The 21,208-nt window shown below is 46.7% G+C and carries 14 protein-coding genes; 8 read left to right on the top strand and 6 right to left on the bottom strand.

Going from position 1 to position 21,208, the window contains the following annotated elements:
* Positions 1-83 precede the first annotated feature (83 nt).
* From gltB to AACV32_RS02915, 8 genes are all read left to right on the top strand, one after another.
* Complete coding sequence (gene gltB, locus AACV32_RS02950) at positions 84-4,547, top strand: glutamate synthase large subunit (RefSeq protein WP_094148031.1); 4,464 nt, start codon at positions 84-86, stop codon at positions 4,545-4,547.
* A gap of 18 nt (positions 4,548-4,565) precedes the next feature.
* Entirely contained in the window at positions 4,566-5,978 is a 1,413-nt protein-coding gene (locus AACV32_RS02945; protein WP_026027954.1) for an FAD-dependent oxidoreductase, read from the top strand.
* A gap of 140 nt (positions 5,979-6,118) precedes the next feature.
* Positions 6,119-6,544: a DUF1499 domain-containing protein gene (locus AACV32_RS02940; RefSeq protein ID WP_081244961.1), complete on the top strand. Its 426-nt coding sequence runs from the start codon at positions 6,119-6,121 to the stop codon at positions 6,542-6,544.
* Between the two features lie 240 nt (positions 6,545-6,784).
* The gene (mtnN, locus tag AACV32_RS02935; protein ID WP_170895628.1) at positions 6,785-7,480 is read left to right on the top strand and encodes a 5'-methylthioadenosine/S-adenosylhomocysteine nucleosidase; all 696 of its coding nucleotides are present in this window, start codon (positions 6,785-6,787) and stop codon (positions 7,478-7,480) included.
* Between the two features lie 17 nt (positions 7,481-7,497).
* Positions 7,498-8,451, top strand: a complete 954-nt coding sequence (locus tag AACV32_RS02930) for a cobalamin biosynthesis family protein (protein ID WP_017046528.1) — start codon at positions 7,498-7,500, stop codon at positions 8,449-8,451.
* Positions 8,452-9,276: a vitamin B12 ABC transporter substrate-binding protein BtuF gene (btuF, locus tag AACV32_RS02925; RefSeq protein ID WP_017046527.1), complete on the top strand. Its 825-nt coding sequence runs from the start codon at positions 8,452-8,454 to the stop codon at positions 9,274-9,276.
* A 74-nt stretch (positions 9,277-9,350) separates the two neighbouring features.
* Positions 9,351-9,971, top strand: coding sequence for a TRIC cation channel family protein (locus AACV32_RS02920; RefSeq protein ID WP_017046526.1), 621 nt, complete (start codon positions 9,351-9,353; stop codon positions 9,969-9,971).
* A gap of 102 nt (positions 9,972-10,073) precedes the next feature.
* Entirely contained in the window at positions 10,074-10,946 is an 873-nt protein-coding gene (locus AACV32_RS02915) for a LysR family transcriptional regulator (RefSeq protein WP_017046525.1), read from the top strand.
* On the opposite strand, the gene AACV32_RS02910 is transcribed toward AACV32_RS02915, so the two are convergent.
* The 6 genes from AACV32_RS02910 to secA form a co-directional block, all read right to left on the bottom strand.
* Positions 10,870-11,649 carry a TSUP family transporter gene (locus AACV32_RS02910; protein ID WP_170895627.1) on the bottom strand — a complete coding sequence of 260 codons (780 nt, stop codon included), beginning with the start codon at positions 11,647-11,649 and terminating at the stop codon, positions 10,870-10,872. The two genes, AACV32_RS02915 and AACV32_RS02910, sit on opposite strands and share 77 nt — an antisense overlap.
* A 243-nt stretch (positions 11,650-11,892) precedes the next feature.
* On the bottom strand, positions 11,893-15,123 hold the full coding sequence (gene carB / locus AACV32_RS02905; protein ID WP_017046523.1) for a carbamoyl-phosphate synthase large subunit: 3,231 nt from the start codon (positions 15,121-15,123) through the stop codon (positions 11,893-11,895).
* A gap of 16 nt (positions 15,124-15,139) precedes the next feature.
* Positions 15,140-16,279, bottom strand: a complete 1,140-nt coding sequence (gene carA, locus AACV32_RS02900) for a glutamine-hydrolyzing carbamoyl-phosphate synthase small subunit (protein WP_017047461.1) — start codon at positions 16,277-16,279, stop codon at positions 15,140-15,142.
* A 482-nt stretch (positions 16,280-16,761) separates the two neighbouring features.
* Positions 16,762-17,571 (bottom strand): 4-hydroxy-tetrahydrodipicolinate reductase, encoded by an 810-nt coding sequence (gene dapB / locus AACV32_RS02895; protein ID WP_026027267.1) that lies wholly within the window; start codon positions 17,569-17,571, stop codon positions 16,762-16,764.
* Positions 17,572-17,675: 104 nt separating this feature from the next.
* The gene (mutT, locus tag AACV32_RS02890; RefSeq protein WP_026027953.1) at positions 17,676-18,074 is read right to left on the bottom strand and encodes an 8-oxo-dGTP diphosphatase MutT; all 399 of its coding nucleotides are present in this window, start codon (positions 18,072-18,074) and stop codon (positions 17,676-17,678) included.
* A gap of 104 nt (positions 18,075-18,178) precedes the next feature.
* On the bottom strand, positions 18,179-20,905 hold the full coding sequence (gene secA, locus AACV32_RS02885) for a preprotein translocase subunit SecA (protein ID WP_013856087.1): 2,727 nt from the start codon (positions 20,903-20,905) through the stop codon (positions 18,179-18,181).
* Between the last annotated feature and the right edge of the window lie 303 nt (positions 20,906-21,208).

Below are 21,208 nucleotides of genomic sequence, written 5' to 3'. Positions count from 1 at the left end.
CATAATTACCCACTTAAAACAACAAAAATAGAATAGTTAGTCATTTACTGTCTGGATGACAGAGAAGCAAAGGGAGAATTGCAATGGCTCTATATGATCCAAGTTTAGAGAAAGACAACTGTGGATTTGGTTTGATCGCCCACATGGAAGGCCAAACCAGCCATAAATTAGTCAGAACCGCGATTTCAGCATTAGATCGCATGACCCACCGTGGCGGCATCGCAGCCGATGGTAAAACCGGTGATGGCTGTGGTCTATTACTACAAAAACCAGATAGTTACCTACGGCTCATCGCTGAAGAAAAAGGCTGGAAGCTCGCCAAACAGTATGCGATTGGTATGATTTTCTTCAGCCAAGATCCGGTCAAAGCGCAATCAGCGCGCGATATTATCAACAAAGAACTGGCGCAAGAAACACTCACAGTGACAGGTTGGCGAACCGTACCAACGAACCAAGCTGTACTTGGCCCTATTGCTGCCGAATCTGTGCCTGATATTCAACAAGTCTTTATTAGTGCTCCCGCTGGTTGGCGTGAACGAGACATTGAACGACGCCTTTACATTGCTCGCCGTCGCATTGAAAAACAGATCACCGAAGATCGTGATTTCTATATTTGCTCACTATCGACTCAAGTCATTGTTTACAAAGGCTTGTGCATGCCTGCTGACTTACCGCGCTTTTATCTTGACCTAGCTGATCTACGGATGGAATCAGCCATTTGCTTGTTCCACCAGCGCTTTTCAACCAATACTCAGCCACGTTGGCCACTGGCACAGCCGTTCCGCTACTTAGCGCACAATGGTGAAATCAATACTATCGAAGGGAACCGTCAATGGGCGCGAGCACGGGCTTACAAATTTGCCTCTCCCCTACTACCGGATCTGCAAACCGCCGCGCCATTTGTCAATGAAACTGGTTCCGATTCATCAAGCTTAGACAACATGCTCGATCTGTTTTTAGCGGGGGGAATGGATATTTTCCGTGCCATGCGTATGTTAGTGCCGCCGGCGTGGCAAAATCACCCTGATATGGACCCAGACCTTCGTGCCTTTTACGACTTTAACTCAAAACACATGGAGCCATGGGATGGCCCAGCTGGCATTGTGTTATCGGATGGCCGTTATGCTGCTTGTAACCTTGATCGCAATGGCCTTCGCCCTGCGCGTTATGTGATCACCAAAGATAAACTCATCACCCTCGCCTCTGAAGTCGGAATTTGGGATTACGCGCCCGATGAAGTGGCTGAAAAAGGCCGCGTTGGGCCCGGTGAACTGCTGGTGATCGACACCCGTCATGGGAAATTGTGGCAATCTAGTGAAATTGATAACGATCTCAAAAGCCGCCACCCTTATGGCGAGTGGATGAAAAATAACGTCCACCGATTAACGCCATTTTCTGAACTCAGTGACGATTTGGTGGGCGAGCGCAGCTTTGACAATGACGAGCTGAAAACCTATCAAAAACAGTTTGCAATGAGCAACGAAGAGATTGATCAAGTACTGCGCGTACTGGGAGATGTAGGCCAAGAAGCGGTGGGATCAATGGGTGATGATACGCCGATGGCGGTGCTCTCTTCGAAAGAGCGCTTGGTTACCGATTATTTCCGCCAAAAATTTGCCCAAGTTACGAACCCGCCTATCGATCCACTGCGTGAAAAGCACGTGATGTCACTAGCCACCAGCATCGGCCAAGAGATGAACGTGTTCTGTGAAACCGATGGTCACGCTTATCGTGTTACCTTTGATTCACCTATCTTGCTCTATTCCGACATGCAACAGCTATTGGAGCTCAGCGACAAACACTATCGCAATACCATTTTAGACATCAATTACGATCCACAGCATAAGGATCTCAAGCAAGCTTTGCTCGAACTTTGCCAACAAGCAGAGGAGGCCGTACGCCAAGGATCGGTATTGATCGTATTGTCTGACCGCGCTTTGCATAAGGATAAACTGCCGATCCCAGCGGCAATGGCAGTGGGCGCAGTACACACTCGCTTAGTCGAAGCCAATTTACGCTGCGATGCAAACATCATTATCGAAACCGCCACCGCACGTGACCCTCATCAATTTGCAGTCTTAATCGGCTTTGGCGCAACCGCCGTCTACCCTTACTTGGCCTACGAAACGCTCGGCAAAATGATTGATGATGGCACGTTGGAAAAAAGCTATCGCGAGGTGATGCAAAACTACCGGTACGGTATCGACAAAGGTTTATTGAAAATCATGTCGAAAATGGGAATTTCAACCGTTGCCTCTTATCGCTGCTCGCAGCTGTTTGAAGCGGTTGGCCTACATAGCGACGTAGTTCAGTTGTGTTTTAAAGGCGTCACCACGCGCATTCAAGGTGCTAACTTCGAAGACTTCCAACAAGATCTATTTAATTTAGCGCGCAAAGCGTGGACCAAACGTAAAACGCTCGAACAAGGTGGCTTATTAAAATACGTGCATGGTGGTGAATACCATGCCTATAACCCAGATGTGGTTGGCACCTTACAAGCCGCAGTTAAATCAGGTGAAAGCGCCGATTACCAAAGCTTTGCCCAGCAGGTCAACGCACGCCCCGTCGCGATGCTACGCGATTTACTGCGCTTAAAAAAATCAGCGACACCGCTAGCACTGGAAAAAATTGAACCCAGTACGGAGCTATTTAAACGTTTTGATTCTGCGGCGATGTCGATTGGCGCCTTAAGCCCAGAAGCCCATGAAGCGTTAGCGACCGCAATGAACCGCTTAGGCGGCTACTCCAACTCTGGTGAAGGTGGAGAAGATCCACGCCGTTTTGGCACTGAACGTAACTCCCGTATTAAGCAGGTCGCATCAGGGCGTTTTGGCGTGACTCCGCATTACCTCACCAATGCTGACGTACTGCAAATTAAAGTGGCGCAAGGAGCTAAGCCGGGTGAAGGTGGCCAACTTCCCGGCCATAAAGTGACCGCAGAAATTGCCAAGTTGCGCTATTCAGTACAAGGCGTAACCTTAATTTCGCCACCGCCGCACCACGATATTTATTCGATTGAAGATTTAGCCCAGCTGATTTTCGATCTCAAACAAGTTAACCCAAAAGCTTTGGTTTCGGTCAAATTGGTTTCAGAGCCGGGCGTTGGTACCATTGCCACTGGCGTTGCCAAAGCCTACGCCGACCTTATCACTATTTCCGGTTATGACGGCGGTACAGCGGCTAGCCCACTCACCTCGGTAAAATACGCTGGTAGCCCTTGGGAACTCGGCCTTGCTGAAACCCAACAAGCGTTAGTCGCAAACGGCCTGCGCCACAAAATTCGACTTCAAGTTGACGGTGGTCTAAAAACAGGATTGGACGTGATTAAAGGCGCGATTTTAGGTGCCGAAAGCTTCGGTTTTGGCACAGCTCCTATGGTCGCGATGGGCTGTAAATTCTTACGGATTTGCCACCTTAATAACTGTGCGACAGGCGTAGCAACGCAAGATGAAACGCTGCGTAAAGAGTATTTCAAAGGCTTACCTGAGATGGTGATGAACTATTTCATCGGTCTTGCCGACGAAGTCCGTGGTTACTTGGCGCAGTTGGGCGTTGAAAAGCTCACCGATCTGATTGGCCGCACCGATTTACTAGAAGTACTTGAAGGGATGACCGCCAAACAAAGCAAATTGGACTTATCCGGTTTATTGGAAGCGCCAGTATCCGCTCAGGGTCATCCGCTTTACTGGACTCAACCCAATACACCGTTTGATAAAGGACAACTTAACCAACAATTTGTCGATGACGCTTTAGCGGCAGTTGAAGCACAACAATCGATCAGCTTGTATTACAACGTACAAAATACTGACCGCTCGCTCGGTGCTCGCCTATCTGGTGAAATCGCCAAACGTTATGGTAACCAAGGCGTGGCCGCCTCGCCGATTAAAATTTATCTCGATGGCACAGCAGGTCAGTCATTTGGTGTATGGAACGCGGGTGGTGTTGAGCTTTACCTTACTGGTGATGCCAATGACTATGTTGGTAAAGGGATGGCAGGCGGAAAGCTGGTCATCAAACCCCACCTTGGTACCGCTTTTAACTGCAACGACGCTACGATCATCGGCAACACCTGTTTATATGGCGCAACGGGCGGCAAGCTGTTTGCGGCTGGCAAAGCGGGAGAGCGTTTTGGTGTGCGTAACTCTGGCACTATCACGGTTATCGAAGGCGCTGGTGATAACGCTTGCGAATACATGACAGGCGGAATCGTCGCCATTTTGGGTGCAACAGGCGTTAACTTTGGCGCGGGTATGACGGGCGGCTTTGCTTACGTGATGGATGAAAACGGTGATTTCCAAGGTCGAGTCAACAGTGAATCAGTAGAGGCTATTTCATTGCAAGATCTCTACATTCACCAAGAACATTTACGTGGTTTAATTGCCGAGCATTTGGAAGAGACGGGGTCGGTGCATGCTGAACAGATCTTAGCGAACTTTGATGAATGGATTCCAAAGTTCTATCTCATCAAACCCCAAGCGGCGGATCTGCAAACCCTACTCGGCCATCAAAGCCGCAGTGCCGCCGAACTTCGCGTTCAAGCGCAATAATTGGAAGGAGCCAGATTAATGAGCCAGAACGTATACCAATTTATTGATGTGAATCGAGTTGATCCGGCAAAAAAGCCGCTCACTATTCGCAAAATCGAGTTCGTCGAAATCTACGAACCCTTTACCAAACAGCAAGCGACCGCTCAAGCGGATCGCTGCTTAGATTGCGGCAACCCTTACTGCGAATGGAAATGCCCAGTACACAACTACATTCCGCAATGGCTAAAACTGGCCAACGAAGGGCGCATTATTGAAGCAGCTGAACTATCGCACCAAACCAACAGCTTGCCCGAAGTCTGTGGGCGAGTCTGCCCACAAGATCGCCTCTGTGAAGGTTCTTGTACCCTAAACAATGACTTTGGTGCGGTCACCATAGGTAACATCGAAAAATACATTAACGACAAAGCGTTTGAGATGGGCTGGAAACCAGACATGTCACACGTGGAGTGGACGGATAAGAAAGTGGCGATCATTGGTGCAGGCCCAGCAGGCCTAGCCGCAGCCGATATTTTAGTGCGCAACGGGGTGAAGCCTGTGGTGTTTGATCGCTATCCTGAAATTGGTGGTTTGCTAACCTTTGGTATTCCCTCTTTCAAACTTGAAAAAGGCGTAATGGAAAACCGCCGCCGCATTTTCAGTGAGATGGGCGTCGAATTTCAGCTCAACATCGAAGTAGGTAAAGACATCACACTGCAGACGCTGCTTAATGAATATGATGCCGTTTTTCTCGGTGTCGGGACTTACCAAAACATGCGCGCAGGGCTAGAAAATGAAGAAGCAAACGGTGTTTACGATGCTCTACCCTTCTTAGTGTCAAATACTTATAAAGTGATGGGTTTGGAATCACCCCAACCATTTATTGATATGGCGGGCAAAAAAGTCGTGGTACTTGGAGGCGGAGACACTGCGATGGATTGCGTGCGTACTTCCATTCGCCAACATGCCGCCAAAGTGATTTGTGCCTACCGACGCGATGAAGAGAACATGCCGGGTTCGCGCCGAGAAGTGAAAAATGCCAAAGAAGAAGGCGTAGAATTTATGTTCAACCTGCAACCGCTCGCCATTGAGGTCAATGAACAAGGCCAAGTGAGTGGCGTTAAAGTGGTGCAAACCGCTTTAGGGGAGCCTGACGCCGCTGGGCGTCGCAAGCCCGAGCCCGTTGCGGGTAGCGAACATGTGTTGGCAGCCGATGCCGTTATTATGGCGTTTGGTTTTCAGCCACATGCCATGCCATGGCTTGAGCCATTCGGTGTTGAACTTGATCAATGGGGACGCATTAAGGCCGCGTCGCAGCAATCGTTCCAGTACCAAACCAGTAATGAAAAAATTTTTGCTGGTGGGGATGCCGTACGCGGCTCCGATCTGGTCGTCACGGCCATTGACGAAGGGCGCAAAGCCGCAGAAGGAATACTTGACTACTTAGGTCTTTAAGCCTTAACTGCTTAATATCCTTGAAGGATTCATGGTAACGTGAATCCTTTTTTCTTAGGCCATTTTCCTTCAGCCATCGACACTGCAGCTCGTTTGTATTTTGACGATTGGTAATGAGGATTCATTTGATAAGGACTATCATGCGCGTAGTACTAAGTTTACTGATGTTTGCCACACTAACCGCTTGCAGCCAAGGAGTGACAACTATGACCGATCGCACTGCGACCCCTTGCGGAAATAAACCGAATTGCGTTTCGACTCAAGATGAGCGTAACGCGTTCTCGCTCTCTCCCTTTATCCTCAAAACAGGCGTCTCTTTAGATAAAATTGAAGCGGTTGCGCTTTCTATTCCTCGCTCTAAAACGGCGGTGAAAGAGGACAATTATCTCCGCATTGAATGCACCAGTCGTATTTGGCGATTTGTGGATGATCTTGAACTTAAGATAGAGAACGGGCGTTTAATCGTACGATCTGAATCGCGCATTGGTTATTCAGATATGGGCGTCAATCGTAAGCGAGCAGAAACACTGCGAGAAAACCTCACCAAAGCAGGCTTGATTGAATAGTTGCTCAATATCGCACTGGCGGAAAGTTTCGTGCTAAACTTCGGCCAATTTTGCTATACCCAAACAACTTGGAGTTACAGGTAGGCGGCAAGTGAGTGAGTCCCCATGAGCATAGGCAAACTATGTGATTGGGGTGAGCGAACGTAGCCAACACCGCTGCGGCCTCAAGTAGGAAGGGCATATTCACCAGATATTTACTATTAAACGAATATTTACTACTAACCGAATAAGAGAAACCTCATGAAAATCGGCATTATTGGCGCGATGGAGCAAGAAGTCGCGATATTAAAAAACGCAATCGACAATGTTCAAGAAGTCAGCAAAGCGGGCTGCACCTATTTTTCAGGTCAAATCCATGGGGTGGATGTGGTGCTGCTACAATCTGGCATTGGTAAAGTCGCCGCAGCCATTGGCACCACTATTTTACTTAATGAATACCAACCAGATGTAGTGATTAACACCGGTTCTGCAGGTGGTTTTGATTCAAGCTTAACCATGGGTGATGTAGTCATTTCAAGCGAAGTTCGTCACCATGATGCCGATGTAACAGCATTTGGCTATGAAATGGGGCAAATGGCAGGTCAACCAGCCGCTTTCAAAGCGGATGATGCATTGATCCGCGTTGCAGAACAAGCACTCACACACATCAAAGATAAGCACGCGGTACGCGGCCTGATTTGTACCGGGGATGCTTTCGTTTGTACCGCTGAGCGTCAAAGCTTTATTCGCCAACACTTCCCAACCGTGATTGCCGTTGAGATGGAAGCTTCAGCAATTGCACAAACTTGCCACCAATTCAAAGTGCCTTTTGTGGTCGTTCGCGCCATTTCAGATGTAGCCGATAAAGCGTCGCCGATGTCCTTTGATGAATTTTTACCGCTTGCCGCACAAAGCTCATCAGAAATGGTGATTAAGATGATCGAACTGCTTAAGTAAGCAGTGACCGACTCAACATGGACGAGTTAATCACCTACTTGTATGCCAACGGTACGCTCCTCGTTATGTGGGGAGCGGTTGCCTTTCATCTTATTTTACCCATCCCGCGTAACGCTCATCCCGTCACTTTGTGGCGAAAATTTGCGGAAATATTAGCGGATAAAGTCAATACCAGTAGCAGTTATTCACAAAGCCTACTTTCCGGCACACTGGCTTGGCTATTGATGTGCCTACCCGCATGGGTCACCTTAGTCGCGTTAAAACCTTTGGTATGGCAACCTCAACTATTTGATTTAGCGCTACTATTACTCGCATTTGATTGGCGTAGCCAAGAATTATTAGCCAATCAGCTTATCGGCGCACTCAGCAAAGAAGACAAAAAATACGCTCGCAGCGTGCTTGCCCCTTTTGTGAATCGTGAAACCGATAGCTTGTCTGCGCTGGGGTTAGGTAAGGCGGGGGCTGAAACCGTCATTGTTGGCTATGGGCGCAACGTGATTGCAGTGCTATTTTGGTACGCCTGTTTTGGCGGTATTGGCGCGTTGATGTACCGTCTCATCGCTGAACTCGCCAGAGCTTGGGCGCCTTCGCGAGCGGCGTTTCATCCTTTTGGTATTCCATCGGTACGCTTGCTGGCTGTGCTTGACTTTGTGCCACTGCGCCTATTTAGCCTATTGATTATCATTGGTCGCAACGCATCAAACACCTTCTCAGCCATGTTACAACAAAGCCGCTTATGGCCACTCCCGGGGCCTGCATGGCTGTTAACCGCCGTCGGCAATAAACTATCACTGGCCTTAGGTGGCCCAGCTATCTACGGTGATAAAAAAGCCCTGCGCGTAAAAATAGGCGGACGTATCGCCCCATCAGCCTTCCACCTTGCGCAAATCCAAAAACTGTTAGCTTGGCGTATTTTCGCGTGGATAGCATTAGAGAGCGCGATACTGCTGCTCGTCCATCAAGGATTTTAGATGCGTTTACTGTTTCTCAATATTGTCGTCACGCTGTGCGTAGCTTTTCCAGTTCAAGCGCAAGTTAAACGCATCATTAGCTTAGCCCCTCATGCCACGGAATTGGCCTTTTCGGCTGGCCTTGGTGATAAATTGGTGGCCGTCAGCGAGTACAGTGACTACCCAGCACAAGCACTCAAACTCGAAAAAGTGGCCAATTACCAAGGGTTGAATATAGAGCGCATTCTTACCCTAAAACCGGATTTAGTGATTGCTTGGCCTGCGGGCAATCCGGCGAAGGAGCTCGATAAATTAGAGCAGTTAGGGCTGAGGATTTATACGACAAAAACTCAAAAACTCGATGACATTGCCAATAATATTGAAGCACTTAGCCAATTTGCCGATGATCCGAGTATCGGCCAGCAAGCGGCGCGTGATTTTCGTCAATCACTCATCACTCTGAAACAGAGTTATGGCAGCCAAAGTAAAGTTCGTTATTTCTATCAACTCAGTGAAAAACCGATCATCACACTGGCCAAAGGCAGTTGGCCCAGTGAGGTCTTTGAATTTTGTGGCGGCGAAAATATTTTTGCCAACAGCGCATCCCCCTACCCTCAAGTTGGGATTGAGCAAGTGCTGCTGGCTAAACCTGATGTGATTTTCACCTCTGAACATGCGATAAAAAATGGCACGATGTGGCAAAAGTGGCAACAGCAACTACCCGCTGTACAAAACGGGTTTGTGTGGGCACTGACCTCAGATTGGTTAAATCGACCAACGCCCAGAACACTGCAAGCGATAGAAGAAGTGTGTGAGTACTTTTCCGTCGTTCGCCAAAAACGCTAACGCTTGCGTAATAAAATCTCGTACAATTCCTGCCCGAATTTTGTTCCATTAACGACTAAAGAGAACCCAGTAACATGGACTCCATGCTGCTCTATCTTATTGACTTATTTGGTACAGCTATCTTTGCCATTTCTGGCGTATTATTAGCTGGTCGATTAAAAATGGACCCGTTTGGCGTGGTCGTGCTTGCGAGCGTTACTGCAATTGGCGGTGGAACAATTCGTGATATGGCATTGGGTGCGACGCCAGTCTTCTGGATAAAAGACACCACTTATCTTTGGGTCATTTTCATCACTTGTTTACTCACCATGCTGCTGGTTCGCAGGCCTAAACGCGTTGCTTGGTGGATCTTACCCGTTTGTGATGCAATCGGTTTAGCCGTGTTTGTTGGCATTGGTGTTGAAAAGGCGATGAACTATCAAGACTCGGCCATGGTTGCGGTAATCATGGGCGTTATTACTGGCTGTGGCGGCGGTATTATTCGTGATGTACTGGCCCGTGAGATTCCAATGGTGCTACGCAGCGAAGTCTATGCTACAGCTTGTATCATCGGCGGTCTGTTTCATACCACAGCACTGGCGATGGACTACGATAGCTCAAGCGCCTTTCTGGCCGGAGTCGCCTCAACCTTGATCATTCGACTTGGCGCGATCCGCTGGCACTTATCACTGCCCACTTTTGCACTGAATAAATAAAGCCGATCTCATCAAAACCGCAAACAGTAACATGTACAGACGCTATGGGTTATGGTCGCTTTGCGATAAGATGAGCTAATCTATTCCTCATCGTCATTAATTATGTTGCTAGAAGGTATCGAAACTTTGCTGGTGCTGAGCAAAGAAAAAACCATGGGGCGTACGGGCAGCCTACTCTACATTAGCCAGTCCGCCGTTAGTAAGCGGATTGCTAATTTAGAAAAAAGGGTCGGTAAAAAGCTGATTGAGCCTGATGGCCGACAGATTAAATTAACCACAGATGCACAGGCCTTGGTTGAAACTATTGGCCCAAGCTTTAGTGAGTTATGCGGTTTAATTTTCGATCAGCAATCTTTTACGGATGCCACACTGATCAGGATAGACTGCTCAGAAACGTTAGTCGCTGGCTATATTAATACCACCATGGGGCAGTACCTCAAGCACGATAAGTTCATCACCATCACCACGAACCATACGCCGAGGATTGTTCAGCACGTTCAATCAGGCAAAGCGACATTAGGATTTTGCGCAGGCTACTTACCCGTTAATCATGGGCTAATGACGTTTCATCTGGTAGATGAACCCTTTTACATTGTCAGCCAAACACCCTTATCTTCGTTACCTAAACAGCTCGTTACCAATGATTTATCCAACCCAGCGAACGCCTATCAAGTCGATATATTGGCGAAACTCGCCATCACGCCGCAGATGGAAATGGATTCGTATACGGCCGCAGCACAATTGGCATTAGGAGGCATGACGCCTGCTTTAGTACCACTTTCAGTGATTAAAGCGCTGAACATTGAACCTCGCTATTACTTTGATTTTGATGAACTGCAATCTTTAGTTCGACCTGTTCATCTCTGTCTGCGCAGCAATAGTTATCGCTCGCCAAGGGTCAAAAGATTGATAACAACCATTGCTGATGCTGTTGCCAAAGAAGTTTTATTGCCATTAACATCGACATCACAATAACTAATGGGCGGATCCATTTCTGCCCTTTAGTCACCACTATCTTTGCGCCCATTCTCGCCCCTAAAAAACCACCGACGGCCATCACCAGCCCTATCTTCCAAATCGGCAAGCCAGCAATAACAAAAAAAAGCAGCGCAGCAATGTTTGAAGTGAAGTTGAGAACCTTGGTTCTTGCAGTCGCTTCAATCAACGAAAAATGACCTAACACGACAAAACAGACCGTAAAAATAGACCCGGTGCCCGGACCGAAAAAACCATCATAAAAGCCGATACCAAAACCGACCGTAAAAGCAAAAGCCGTTTCAGACAATGGAGCAGACCCATTGTGGGTTTTCGTCGCGGGTGCAAGTAGAAAATAAAGTGAAATGCCGATCAGCAACAGCGGGATTAAGCTGGTCAACAAACTGGCATCCATATGCTGCACAAGTTCAGCCCCACACGCAGCGCCGATAAAAGTACAAGCTATCGCCAACTTCATCTCTTTTAGGTTCACAATGCCATTGCGTACAAAATACCAAGTGGCGGAGAAACTGCCAAATGAGCTTTGTAGCTTATTGGTAGCCAGCGCTTGAGTCGGTGGCACGCCTACTGCCAGCAAAGCCGGCAAAGTAAGCAAACCGCCACCGCCAGCCATCGCATCAATGAACCCTGCAATCCCTGCAACCAAAAACAACAGGCCTAATACTTCCAGTGAAAGTTCCATTTCTTATCAACGCATTGAACAATAAAAACCAACAATAGCACCACTTAAAAGGTGAAAACAGCGAAAGCCAAGACAACAACCCATTCCCATTTTTCATCAATTAAAAAGCTATCCTCTAGGCCAAATCTCTTCTTCATTGGTAAAACGATTCAATTCGGCCGAATAAAAAAAGCCCGCTTAATTCAGCGGGCAATGAGGTTGTCATGTAGGTCTTAGACCTACTGATTTATTATTTTTTAACGCTTATGCTAAGTGTGCTTTCACTTGCGCGTGTAACTCTTGCACTGACGTAACTGATGACTTCGCATCGGCCGTATGAGACATACAGGTTGCAAAGGCAGCATTCAGTGTTGTGGTGTAGTTGACTTTTTGTGCTAATGCTCCACGACGAAGAACTTTAGAATCTTCAATCGCTTGACGCCCCTCGGCTGTATTAATGATGTAGGTGTATTCATTATTCTTAATACGGTCAAGAATATGAGGGCGACCTTCATGCACTTTATTCACCAAACGTGGGTTAATACCGGCTTCACCTAAAATTACAGCTGTACCGTGGGTAGCATCAAGCTGATAACCTAATTTCACCAGTTTCGACGCTAAATCAACCACACGCTGTTTATCACCTTCACGTACAGAGAGCAGAGCTCGGCCACCTTCAGGATAAACATTACCGCAACCTAATTCCGCTTTTGCATAAGCTTCAGCAAACGTTGCACCCACACCCATCACTTCACCCGTTGAACGCATTTCAGGGCCAAGCAGTGGGTCAACACCAGGGAATTTATTAAATGGCAGAACCACTTCTTTCACTGAGTAGTAAGGAGGAATGATCTCTTTAGTAAAGCCTTGTGACTCTAGAGACTGCCCTGCCATCACGCGCGCGGCAATTTTGGCAAGCGGTGCGCCCGTTGCTTTTGACACAAACGGTACAGTACGAGCGGCACGAGGGTTAACTTCAATCAGGTACACTTGATTATCTTTAACCGCAAACTGCGTGTTCATCAAACCACGAACGCCTAATTCAAACGCCAGCTTCTCAACTTGTTCACGCATCACATCTTGGATTTCTTGGCTTAACGTGTAAGCCGGTAGAGAGCAAGCTGAGTCACCAGAGTGAACACCCGCTTGTTCGATGTGCTCCATGATGCCGCCAATGACGACACGCTCACCATCACAAATCGCATCGATATCGACTTCAATTGCATCATCGAGGAAGCGATCAAGCAGTACTGGGGATTCGTTAGACACACTGACCGCTTCGTTAAAGTAACGACGCAGATCTTGTTCGTCATAGACGATTTCCATCGCGCGGCCACCAAGAACGTAAGACGGGCGTACCACCAGCGGGAAGCCGATGTCTTTCGATTTTTCAATCGCCTGTTCCATTGTGGTCACTGTTGCGTTTTCTGGCTGCAGCAGACCTAAACGATCAACCGCTTGTTGGAAACGCTCACGATCTTCGGCGCGGTCAATCGCATCTGGGCTAGTACCAATGATAGGCACTCCAGCAGCTTCAAGTGCACGAGCCAATTTCAGTGGTGTTTGACCACCGTATTGCACGATGACGCCTTTAGGTTTTTCAACACGAACAATCGCCAATACATCTTCGAGTGTCACTGGTTCAAAATAGAGGCGATCGGAAGTGTCATAGTCTGTTGAAACCGTTTCAGGGTTACAGTTAACCATGATGGTTTCATAACCATCTTCGCGTAGCGCGAGTGAGGCATGAACACAACAGTAATCAAACTCGATACCTTGACCAATACGGTTTGGACCACCGCCGAGCACCATGATTTTGTCTCTATCGGTCGGTTGTGCTTCACATTCGTCATCATAAGAGGAGTACATGTAAGCCGTATCAGACGAAAACTCCGCCGCGCAAGTATCGACACGCTTGTAAACCGGATGAATATTATATTGGTCACGCATACGACGAATTTCACTTTCAGCCACGCCAAGCAGTGAAGAGAGACGCGCATCCGCAAAACCTTTGCGCTTCATCTTGCGTAGAACATCCGCATTTAAGCCAGCAAAACCACCCGCTTTGACTTCTTGTTCCATTTTGACCAGTTCTTCGATTTGTACCAAGAACCAGCGATCAACGTTAGTCAGGTTGAAGACCCCATCCACTGACAAACCAGCGCGGAAAGCATCTGCGATATACCAAATACGCTCAGCACCCGCTTCTTTCAGCTCATGGCGAATTTTAGTCAGTGCATCTGGCGCGTCTAAATCAACCATTTCGTCTAGGCCGTTTACGCCAATTTCCAGCCCACGCAGTGCTTTTTGCAGCGATTCTTGTTGGTTACGACCAATCGCCATCACTTCGCCCACCGACTTCATTTGCGTGGTTAAGCGATCGTTAGCACCGGCAAATTTTTCGAAGTTAAAGCGAGGGATTTTCGTCACAACATAATCAATAGTTGGTTCAAACGACGCTGGGGTTGCACCACCAGTAATGTCGTTCATTAACTCATCAAGTGTGAAACCTACCGCCAATTTGGCCGCAACTTTGGCAATAGGGAAACCCGTCGCTTTCGATGCAAGAGCCGAAGAGCGAGAAACACGTGGGTTCATCTCGATGATCACCATGCGGCCATCTTTCGGGTTGATACCAAACTGTACGTTCGAACCCCCCGTTTCCACACCGATTTCACGCAGTACGGCTAGCGATGCGTTACGCATGATCTGATATTCTTTGTCAGTTAGCGTTTGCGCAGGAGCTACCGTGATCGAGTCACCCGTGTGAATACCCATTGGGTCAAAGTTTTCAATCGCACAGACTATGATGCAGTTGTCCGCTTTATCGCGAACCACTTCCATTTCGTACTCTTTCCAACCGATGAGTGATTCATCAATCAACAACTCGTTGGTTGGCGAAAGATCAAGGCCACGGCGGCAGATCTCTTCAAACTCTTCTTTGTTGTAAGCGATACCGCCGCCGGTTCCACCCATGGTAAATGAAGGGCGAATAATGCAAGGGAAACCCACCATCTCTTGAACGCGGTAAGCTTCTTCCATCGTTTTTGCCGTATCAGCGCGAGGACAAGCTAAACCGATTGACTTCATCGCTTTATCAAAGCGAGAACGATCTTCCGCTTTATCAATCGCATCAGCCGTTGCGCCAATCATCTCAACGCCAAACTCAGCCAGAACACCATGCTTTTCCAGTTCAAGTGCACAGTTCAATGCAGTTTGGCCACCCATGGTCGGTAATACCGCGTCTGGGCGCTCTTTTTCGATGATTTTACGCACTACTTCCCAATGGATAGGCTCAATATAAGTCGCATCGGCCATCTCTGGGTCAGTCATGATAGTGGCAGGGTTCGAGTTAACCAAAATCACTCGGTAACCCTCTTCACGCAGGGCTTTACATGCTTGAGCGCCAGAGTAGTCAAACTCACAAGCCTGACCGATTACAATCGGGCCAGCACCTAGAATTAGAATACTTTTAATGTCAGTACGTTTTGGCATTGTCTACTACTCCGAATTACGCTGTGTGCTTTTTAATTAGTTCAATAAAATGGTCAAACAAAGGGGCGGCATCGTGCGGGCCAGGACTCGCTTCAGGGTGTCCCTGAAAGCTAAAGGCTGGCTTATCGGTGCGGTGAATTCCTTGTAGTGAACCATCAAATAGCGATTTGTGCGTTGCACGAAGTGTGATAGGCAGCGTTGCTTCATCAGCAGCAAAACCGTGGTTTTGTGCCGTAATCATCACCACATTACGATCCAAATCTTTCACTGGATGGTTCGCGCCATGGTGGCCAAATTTCATTTTTACTGTTTTTGCACCAGACGCCAATGCCAAAATTTGATGTCCTAAACAGATACCAAAAATAGGCAGTCCTTTCTCTAAGAACACTTTGGTTGCTTCAATCGCATAAGTACATGGTTCTGGGTCGCCAGGGCCATTTGATAAAAAGACACCATCAGGTTTCAGCGCTAGAACTTCTTCAGCCGAGGTTTGTGCTGGTACCACAGTTAGGCGGCATCCTCGGTCAACCAACATACGGAGGATATTGCGCTTTGCACCGAAATCGTAGGCAACAACGTGATAGGGCAACTCGCTGTCATCTTTCGCTTCAGGAAGTCCACCTTCGAGCGTCCACGAACCTTGTTTCCATTGGTACGCTTCTTTTGTTGTAACTTCTTTCGCAAGATCCATTCCTTTTAAACCGGGGAACTCTTTGGCTTTTACCAGCGCCAATGCTTCATCTAAATGGTCACCTGCCATAATGCAGCCATTCTGAGCTCCTTTTTCACGCAAAATGCGCGTTAGCTTGCGCGTATCGATATCGGCAATGCCCACAATATTTTGTGATTTAAGGTAGTCAGAAAGGGAAAGTTCATTACGGAAGTTAGAAGCGATAAGAGGGAGATCGCGAATCACAAGGCCTTGTGCATGGATAGAAGAGGATTCTTCGTCTTCGGAATTGGTTCCGGTATTGCCTATGTGGGGGTAAGTAAGAGTAACGATTTGTTGAGAATAGGAAGGATCAGTGAGGATTTCTTGGTACCCCGTCATCGAGGTATTAAAGACGACTTCACCAACGGATATTCCATCAGCGCCAATGGATACACCGTGGAACACCGTCCCATCTTCTAGGACTAACAGTGCTGACTTACTCAAGACAACCTCCAGAATAAAAATGCAAAAAATATAAATTAAACTGCAAACTTGTCTTCCTTAAGGCCATTGAGACGCGCCATAGGGTGAATTAGACAAATTGGCGGTATTCTAATGACCACCATGATTACTGTCAACATTTCATAATAAATTAAAGCAACATTTAAAGCGTTAGAGATAAAAAGCGAACCTAAGACAGCAAAAAGATAGGTTTGATGAGTAAAAAAATGAGAATGGAGGAATTAGAATCAGCAAACTGAAACTCTTTGATGCATTTTAAACAATCAACGATAAACAAAATCACGCAAACGTTAATCAAGCAGAGAATAAGTGCAATTTCAGAGATCTAAAACCAAAAGAAAGCAATATCAACTAAAAATACAACAAAAGTAAGTCAGTAAAGTGAAAATAAAGAGAGATAATTAAATCGGTAAAAAGAGGTGTAACAAAGATGCGCCAGCAAACACTGACGCATAATTATGTAATCAAAGATCGTTCAAACCTAACACGTCAGTCATGCTATAAAAACCCGCAGGTTTATCAGCAAGCCAAACCGCCGCTCTCACTGCACCATTGGCAAAAGTCATACGATCCGTCGCTTTATGGGTGATTTCTACACGTTCACCGATATCAGCGAACATCGCGGTATGCTCACCCACGATATCGCCAGCACGAATCGTAGCAAAACCAATCTCATTTTTAGTACGTTCACCGGTAATACCTTCTCGCGCATAGACGGCAACGTCACTCAGTTGGTTACCCATAGCATTAGCAATCGCCTCTCCCATGCCAATTGCGGTTCCTGACGGAGCATCCACTTTATGACGATGGTGGGCTTCAATGATCTCAATATCACAGTAATCACCCATCACTTTAGCCGCTTTTTCAAGCAATTTGAAAACAAGGTTAACCCCAACGCTGTAGTTAGGAGCCATGACAATCGCAATCTGTTGTGCGGCAGCATTGATTTGTGCTCTTTCTGCTTCAGAAAAGCCCGTTGTGCCAATCACTAGCTTCTTACCGTGTTTTTTACATAACTCAATATTGGCTAAGGTGCTCACAGGAGCTGTAAAATCAATGATGACATCGAAGTTATCTACGGCATTCTCTAGGTTATCCACCAACGCGATATCAAATCGCCCTTCACCGCATAACTCACCGATATCAACACCAACCAACGAGGACTCAGGACGCTCTGAGCCCGCACCCACTCGAGCATGGTTATTTTGATAAGTGGCTTTCACCAAATTGCGGCCCATTCGACCCGCCGCTCCTGCAATCGCAATTCTCACCATTGCGTTATTCTCCATTGTGACGACATCAGCTTAAGCTTGCATCGTTTCTCTTCGTTCAAGGTGTTTCTGTAAACTATCAACATTTGCTTGTGGTGGCTAGCGACTTAGGCAAACTCTTTCATGACGCGCTCGACGATGGGCGCATTGGCTTCAGGAAATGAATAGTTTGCCAACTCAGAAACCGCTACCCATTCTCCTTGCTGCCCTTCTTTACCATACGGCTGATGATCAAATTGTGTCACGCAAATAAAATCAAAAGTTAAGGACTTGTCTGAATAGTCAAACTCAAGGTATTGGTAAGGAGATTGCTCAGTAATATGAATACCAATCTCTTCATCTAGCTCGCGGAAAATGGCTTGTTCAATCGTTTCTCCCGCTTCAACTTTGCCGCCAGGGAACTCCCAAAAACCGCCTTTGTGAAGATGATCTGGTCGTTTGGTAATGTAAATTTCTGATTTATCGCTATTGAAGATAATAGCCGCAACAATATGAACACGTTTCATAAAGACTCCGATTCGCCGACTTCCCAACCTAGAAAAGAAAGATGAGAAATATTGAGTTAAAAAAAGAGTCGCCTAAGCGACTCTTGGGGTGATCATTCAAGGGATTAGTTGATCTGTCCGTGGCACTGTTTGTACTTTTTACCGCTACCACAAGGGCAAGGCTCATTACGACCAACTTTACGCTCTTCACGAACCATAGGCTGGTGCCCTTGATCTTCAGAAGCTTCATCTGCAACCGAACTGTCGGCACTTTGGTGCTGGAACTGTTGGCGACGCGCGGCTTCTTCCGCTTGCGCTTGACGCTGTGCTTCCATACGTTCAACTTCTTCTTGCTGTTGTACGCGCACCTTCGACAAGATAGTAATCACATCGGTTTTTAAAGAATTCAGTAGTTCTTCAAACAGCTCAAATGACTCACGCTTGTACTCTTGTTTTGGGTTTTTCTGCGCGTAGCCACGTAGGTGGATGCCTTGGCGCAAATGATCCATCGCCGCTAGATGCTCTTTCCACAAGGTATCCAGAGTTTGTAGCATGACCGATTTTTCAAAATTACGCAGAACAGAAGCCCCAACTGCTTTCTCTTTTTCACGATACACACTAACCGCTTGTTCAAGAATACGTTCGCGCAGCGCTTCTTCGTACAATTTATCATCAGCATCTAGCCATTGCTGTAATGGCAGCTCTAAATCAAAATCGTTTTTCAAACGATCTTCCAATCCTTTAACATCCCACATATCCTCAAGTGATTGTGGCGGAATGTATTCGTCAATAACGGAAGTCAGAACATCTTGACGATTCTGCTCAATCATTTCGCTGATATCGTCTGCTTCCATGAGCTCATCACGCAGCTCATAAACTACTTTACGTTGATCGTTCGCAACATCATCGTATTCAAGAAGCTGTTTACGAATATCAAAGTTACGTCCTTCGACTTTACGTTGTGCTTTTTCAATCGAGCGAGAAAGCATCTTACTTTCGATCGCTTCACCTTCATCCATACCACTTTGGATAAGGCTTGCCATACGATCTGAGGTGAAGATACGCAGCAGTGAATCTTCCATCGATAGATAGAAACGTGAAGAACCCGCATCCCCTTGACGACCAGAACGACCACGTAACTGGTTATCGATACGACGAGATTCGTGGCGTTCAGTACCAATAATGTGCAGACCACCAGCGGCTAACACTTGGTTATGAACCTCTTTCCACTTCGCTTTGATCTCATCGATCTGTTCTTGTGTTGGATTCTCTAGCTGCTCAATTTGTGCCTGCCAGCTGCCGCCCAATACAATATCAGTACCACGACCAGCCATGTTAGTCGCAATCGTCACCGCGCCCGGAATACCCGCTTGCGCTACAATTTCTGCTTCTTTTTCATGGAATTTCGCGTTAAGCACGTTATGTTTCACTTTAGCTTGCTTCAACGCATTAGAAAGTAGTTCAGATTTCTCAATCGAAACCGTACCGACTAGCGTTGGCTGACCTTTCGCAACACGCGCTTTGATGTCTTCAATGATCGCCGCAAATTTTTCAGCTTCAGTGCGATACACCACATCAGGCATATCATCACGAACCATAGGTTTATTGGTTGGGATCACCACGGTTTCCAAACCGTAAATCGATTGGAATTCGAACGCTTCGGTATCGGCAGTGCCCGTCATACCAGAAAGTTTTTCGTATAAACGGAAATAGTTTTGGAAGGTGATCGACGCAAGAGTCTGGTTCTCGTTTTGGATTTTAACACCTTCTTTCGCCTCGACAGCTTGGTGTAAACCTTCAGACCAACGACGACCTGGCATAGTGCGGCCAGTGTGCTCATCAACGATGACCACTTCGCCCTCTTCTGTCACGATGTAATCAACGTTTTTCTCAAATAACACATGCGCACGCAATGCGGCATTGACGTGGTGAAGTAAGCTAATGTTCGTGGGTGAATAAAGAGTATCGCCCTCTTCCATCAAACCATTTTTCACCATTAACTCTTCAACAAATTCTTGACCCGTTTCAGTCAAATGAACTTGTTTTGATTTTTCGTCAACCGTGTAGTGACCATCACCACGATACTCTTCAGAATCTTCTTTATCTTGCTTTTGCAGAAGTGGAATGAGGGTATTAATGCGGATGTACAACTCAGAACTATCTTCTGCAGGACCTGAGATGATCAACGGCGTTCGCGCTTCATCAATAAGAATCGAGTCTACTTCATCGACTACGGCAAAGAAACGTTCACGCTGTACACGATCTTCTTTACGGAAAGCCATGTTGTCGCGTAAGTAATCGAAACCAAACTCGTTATTGGTTCCGTAAAGAATGTCGGCTTGATAAGAAAGTTTTTTCTCTTGTGGTGGCATATTGGGTACGTTAATACCGACCGTCATGCCTAAAAATTCAAACAGTGGGCGGTTTGTTTCTGCGTCACGTTTAGCAAGATAATCGTTTACAGTAACAATGTGCACGCCTTTGCCAGGCAAGGCATTGAGATACGCAGGCAAAGTCGCGGTTAACGTTTTACCTTCACCAGTGCGCATTTCTGCGATTTGACCCGCGTTGAGAACCATACCGCCGATCAACTGTACGTCGAAGTGACGCATACCATATACGCGCTTGGACGCTTCACGCACGGTGGCAAATGCTTCAGGAAGTAATTGGTCTAAGGTTTCACCTTGCTCTAAACGTTGACGAAACTCAACCGTTTTGGCTTTTAATTCTTCATCAGTTAGTGCTTCAAAAGTAGGCTCGTAGCTGTTGATCTCTTTGACAATTTTTTTAAGGCGGCGCAGCGTTCTGTCATTGCGACTGCCAATAACCTTTGTCAGTAGCTTAGTTATCATGTGTCAGGAATCTCTCTTTATTAGATCGTTTTCGATCTACTCTTAATGCCGTCAGTCTCTACCAGTTTTAAACTAAGGATACTGAGATAAATCATGTATCACAGATATTGTGACGGTGAGGTTTATTTTCAAGGTATTAAATAATTATGTAACGCATAGTGTAAGGAATTTTTGCGGCAACAACCAATAGCAAAACTATTTGTTTGAAGCACACTTAATATTTTTACGCTTTTTGAGCACTGTTTAAGCAATAAAATGGATTTATTACTATACGCATCATAGGCACCACAATAGAATTGAATG

The sequence above is a fragment of the Vibrio sp. B7 genome (genome assembly GCF_963888765.1).
GTDB lineage: Bacteria > Pseudomonadota > Gammaproteobacteria > Enterobacterales > Vibrionaceae > Vibrio > Vibrio anguillarum.
The sequence above is the reverse complement of the archived record's forward strand: the minus strand, read 5'-3'. Positions and strand labels throughout refer to the sequence as shown.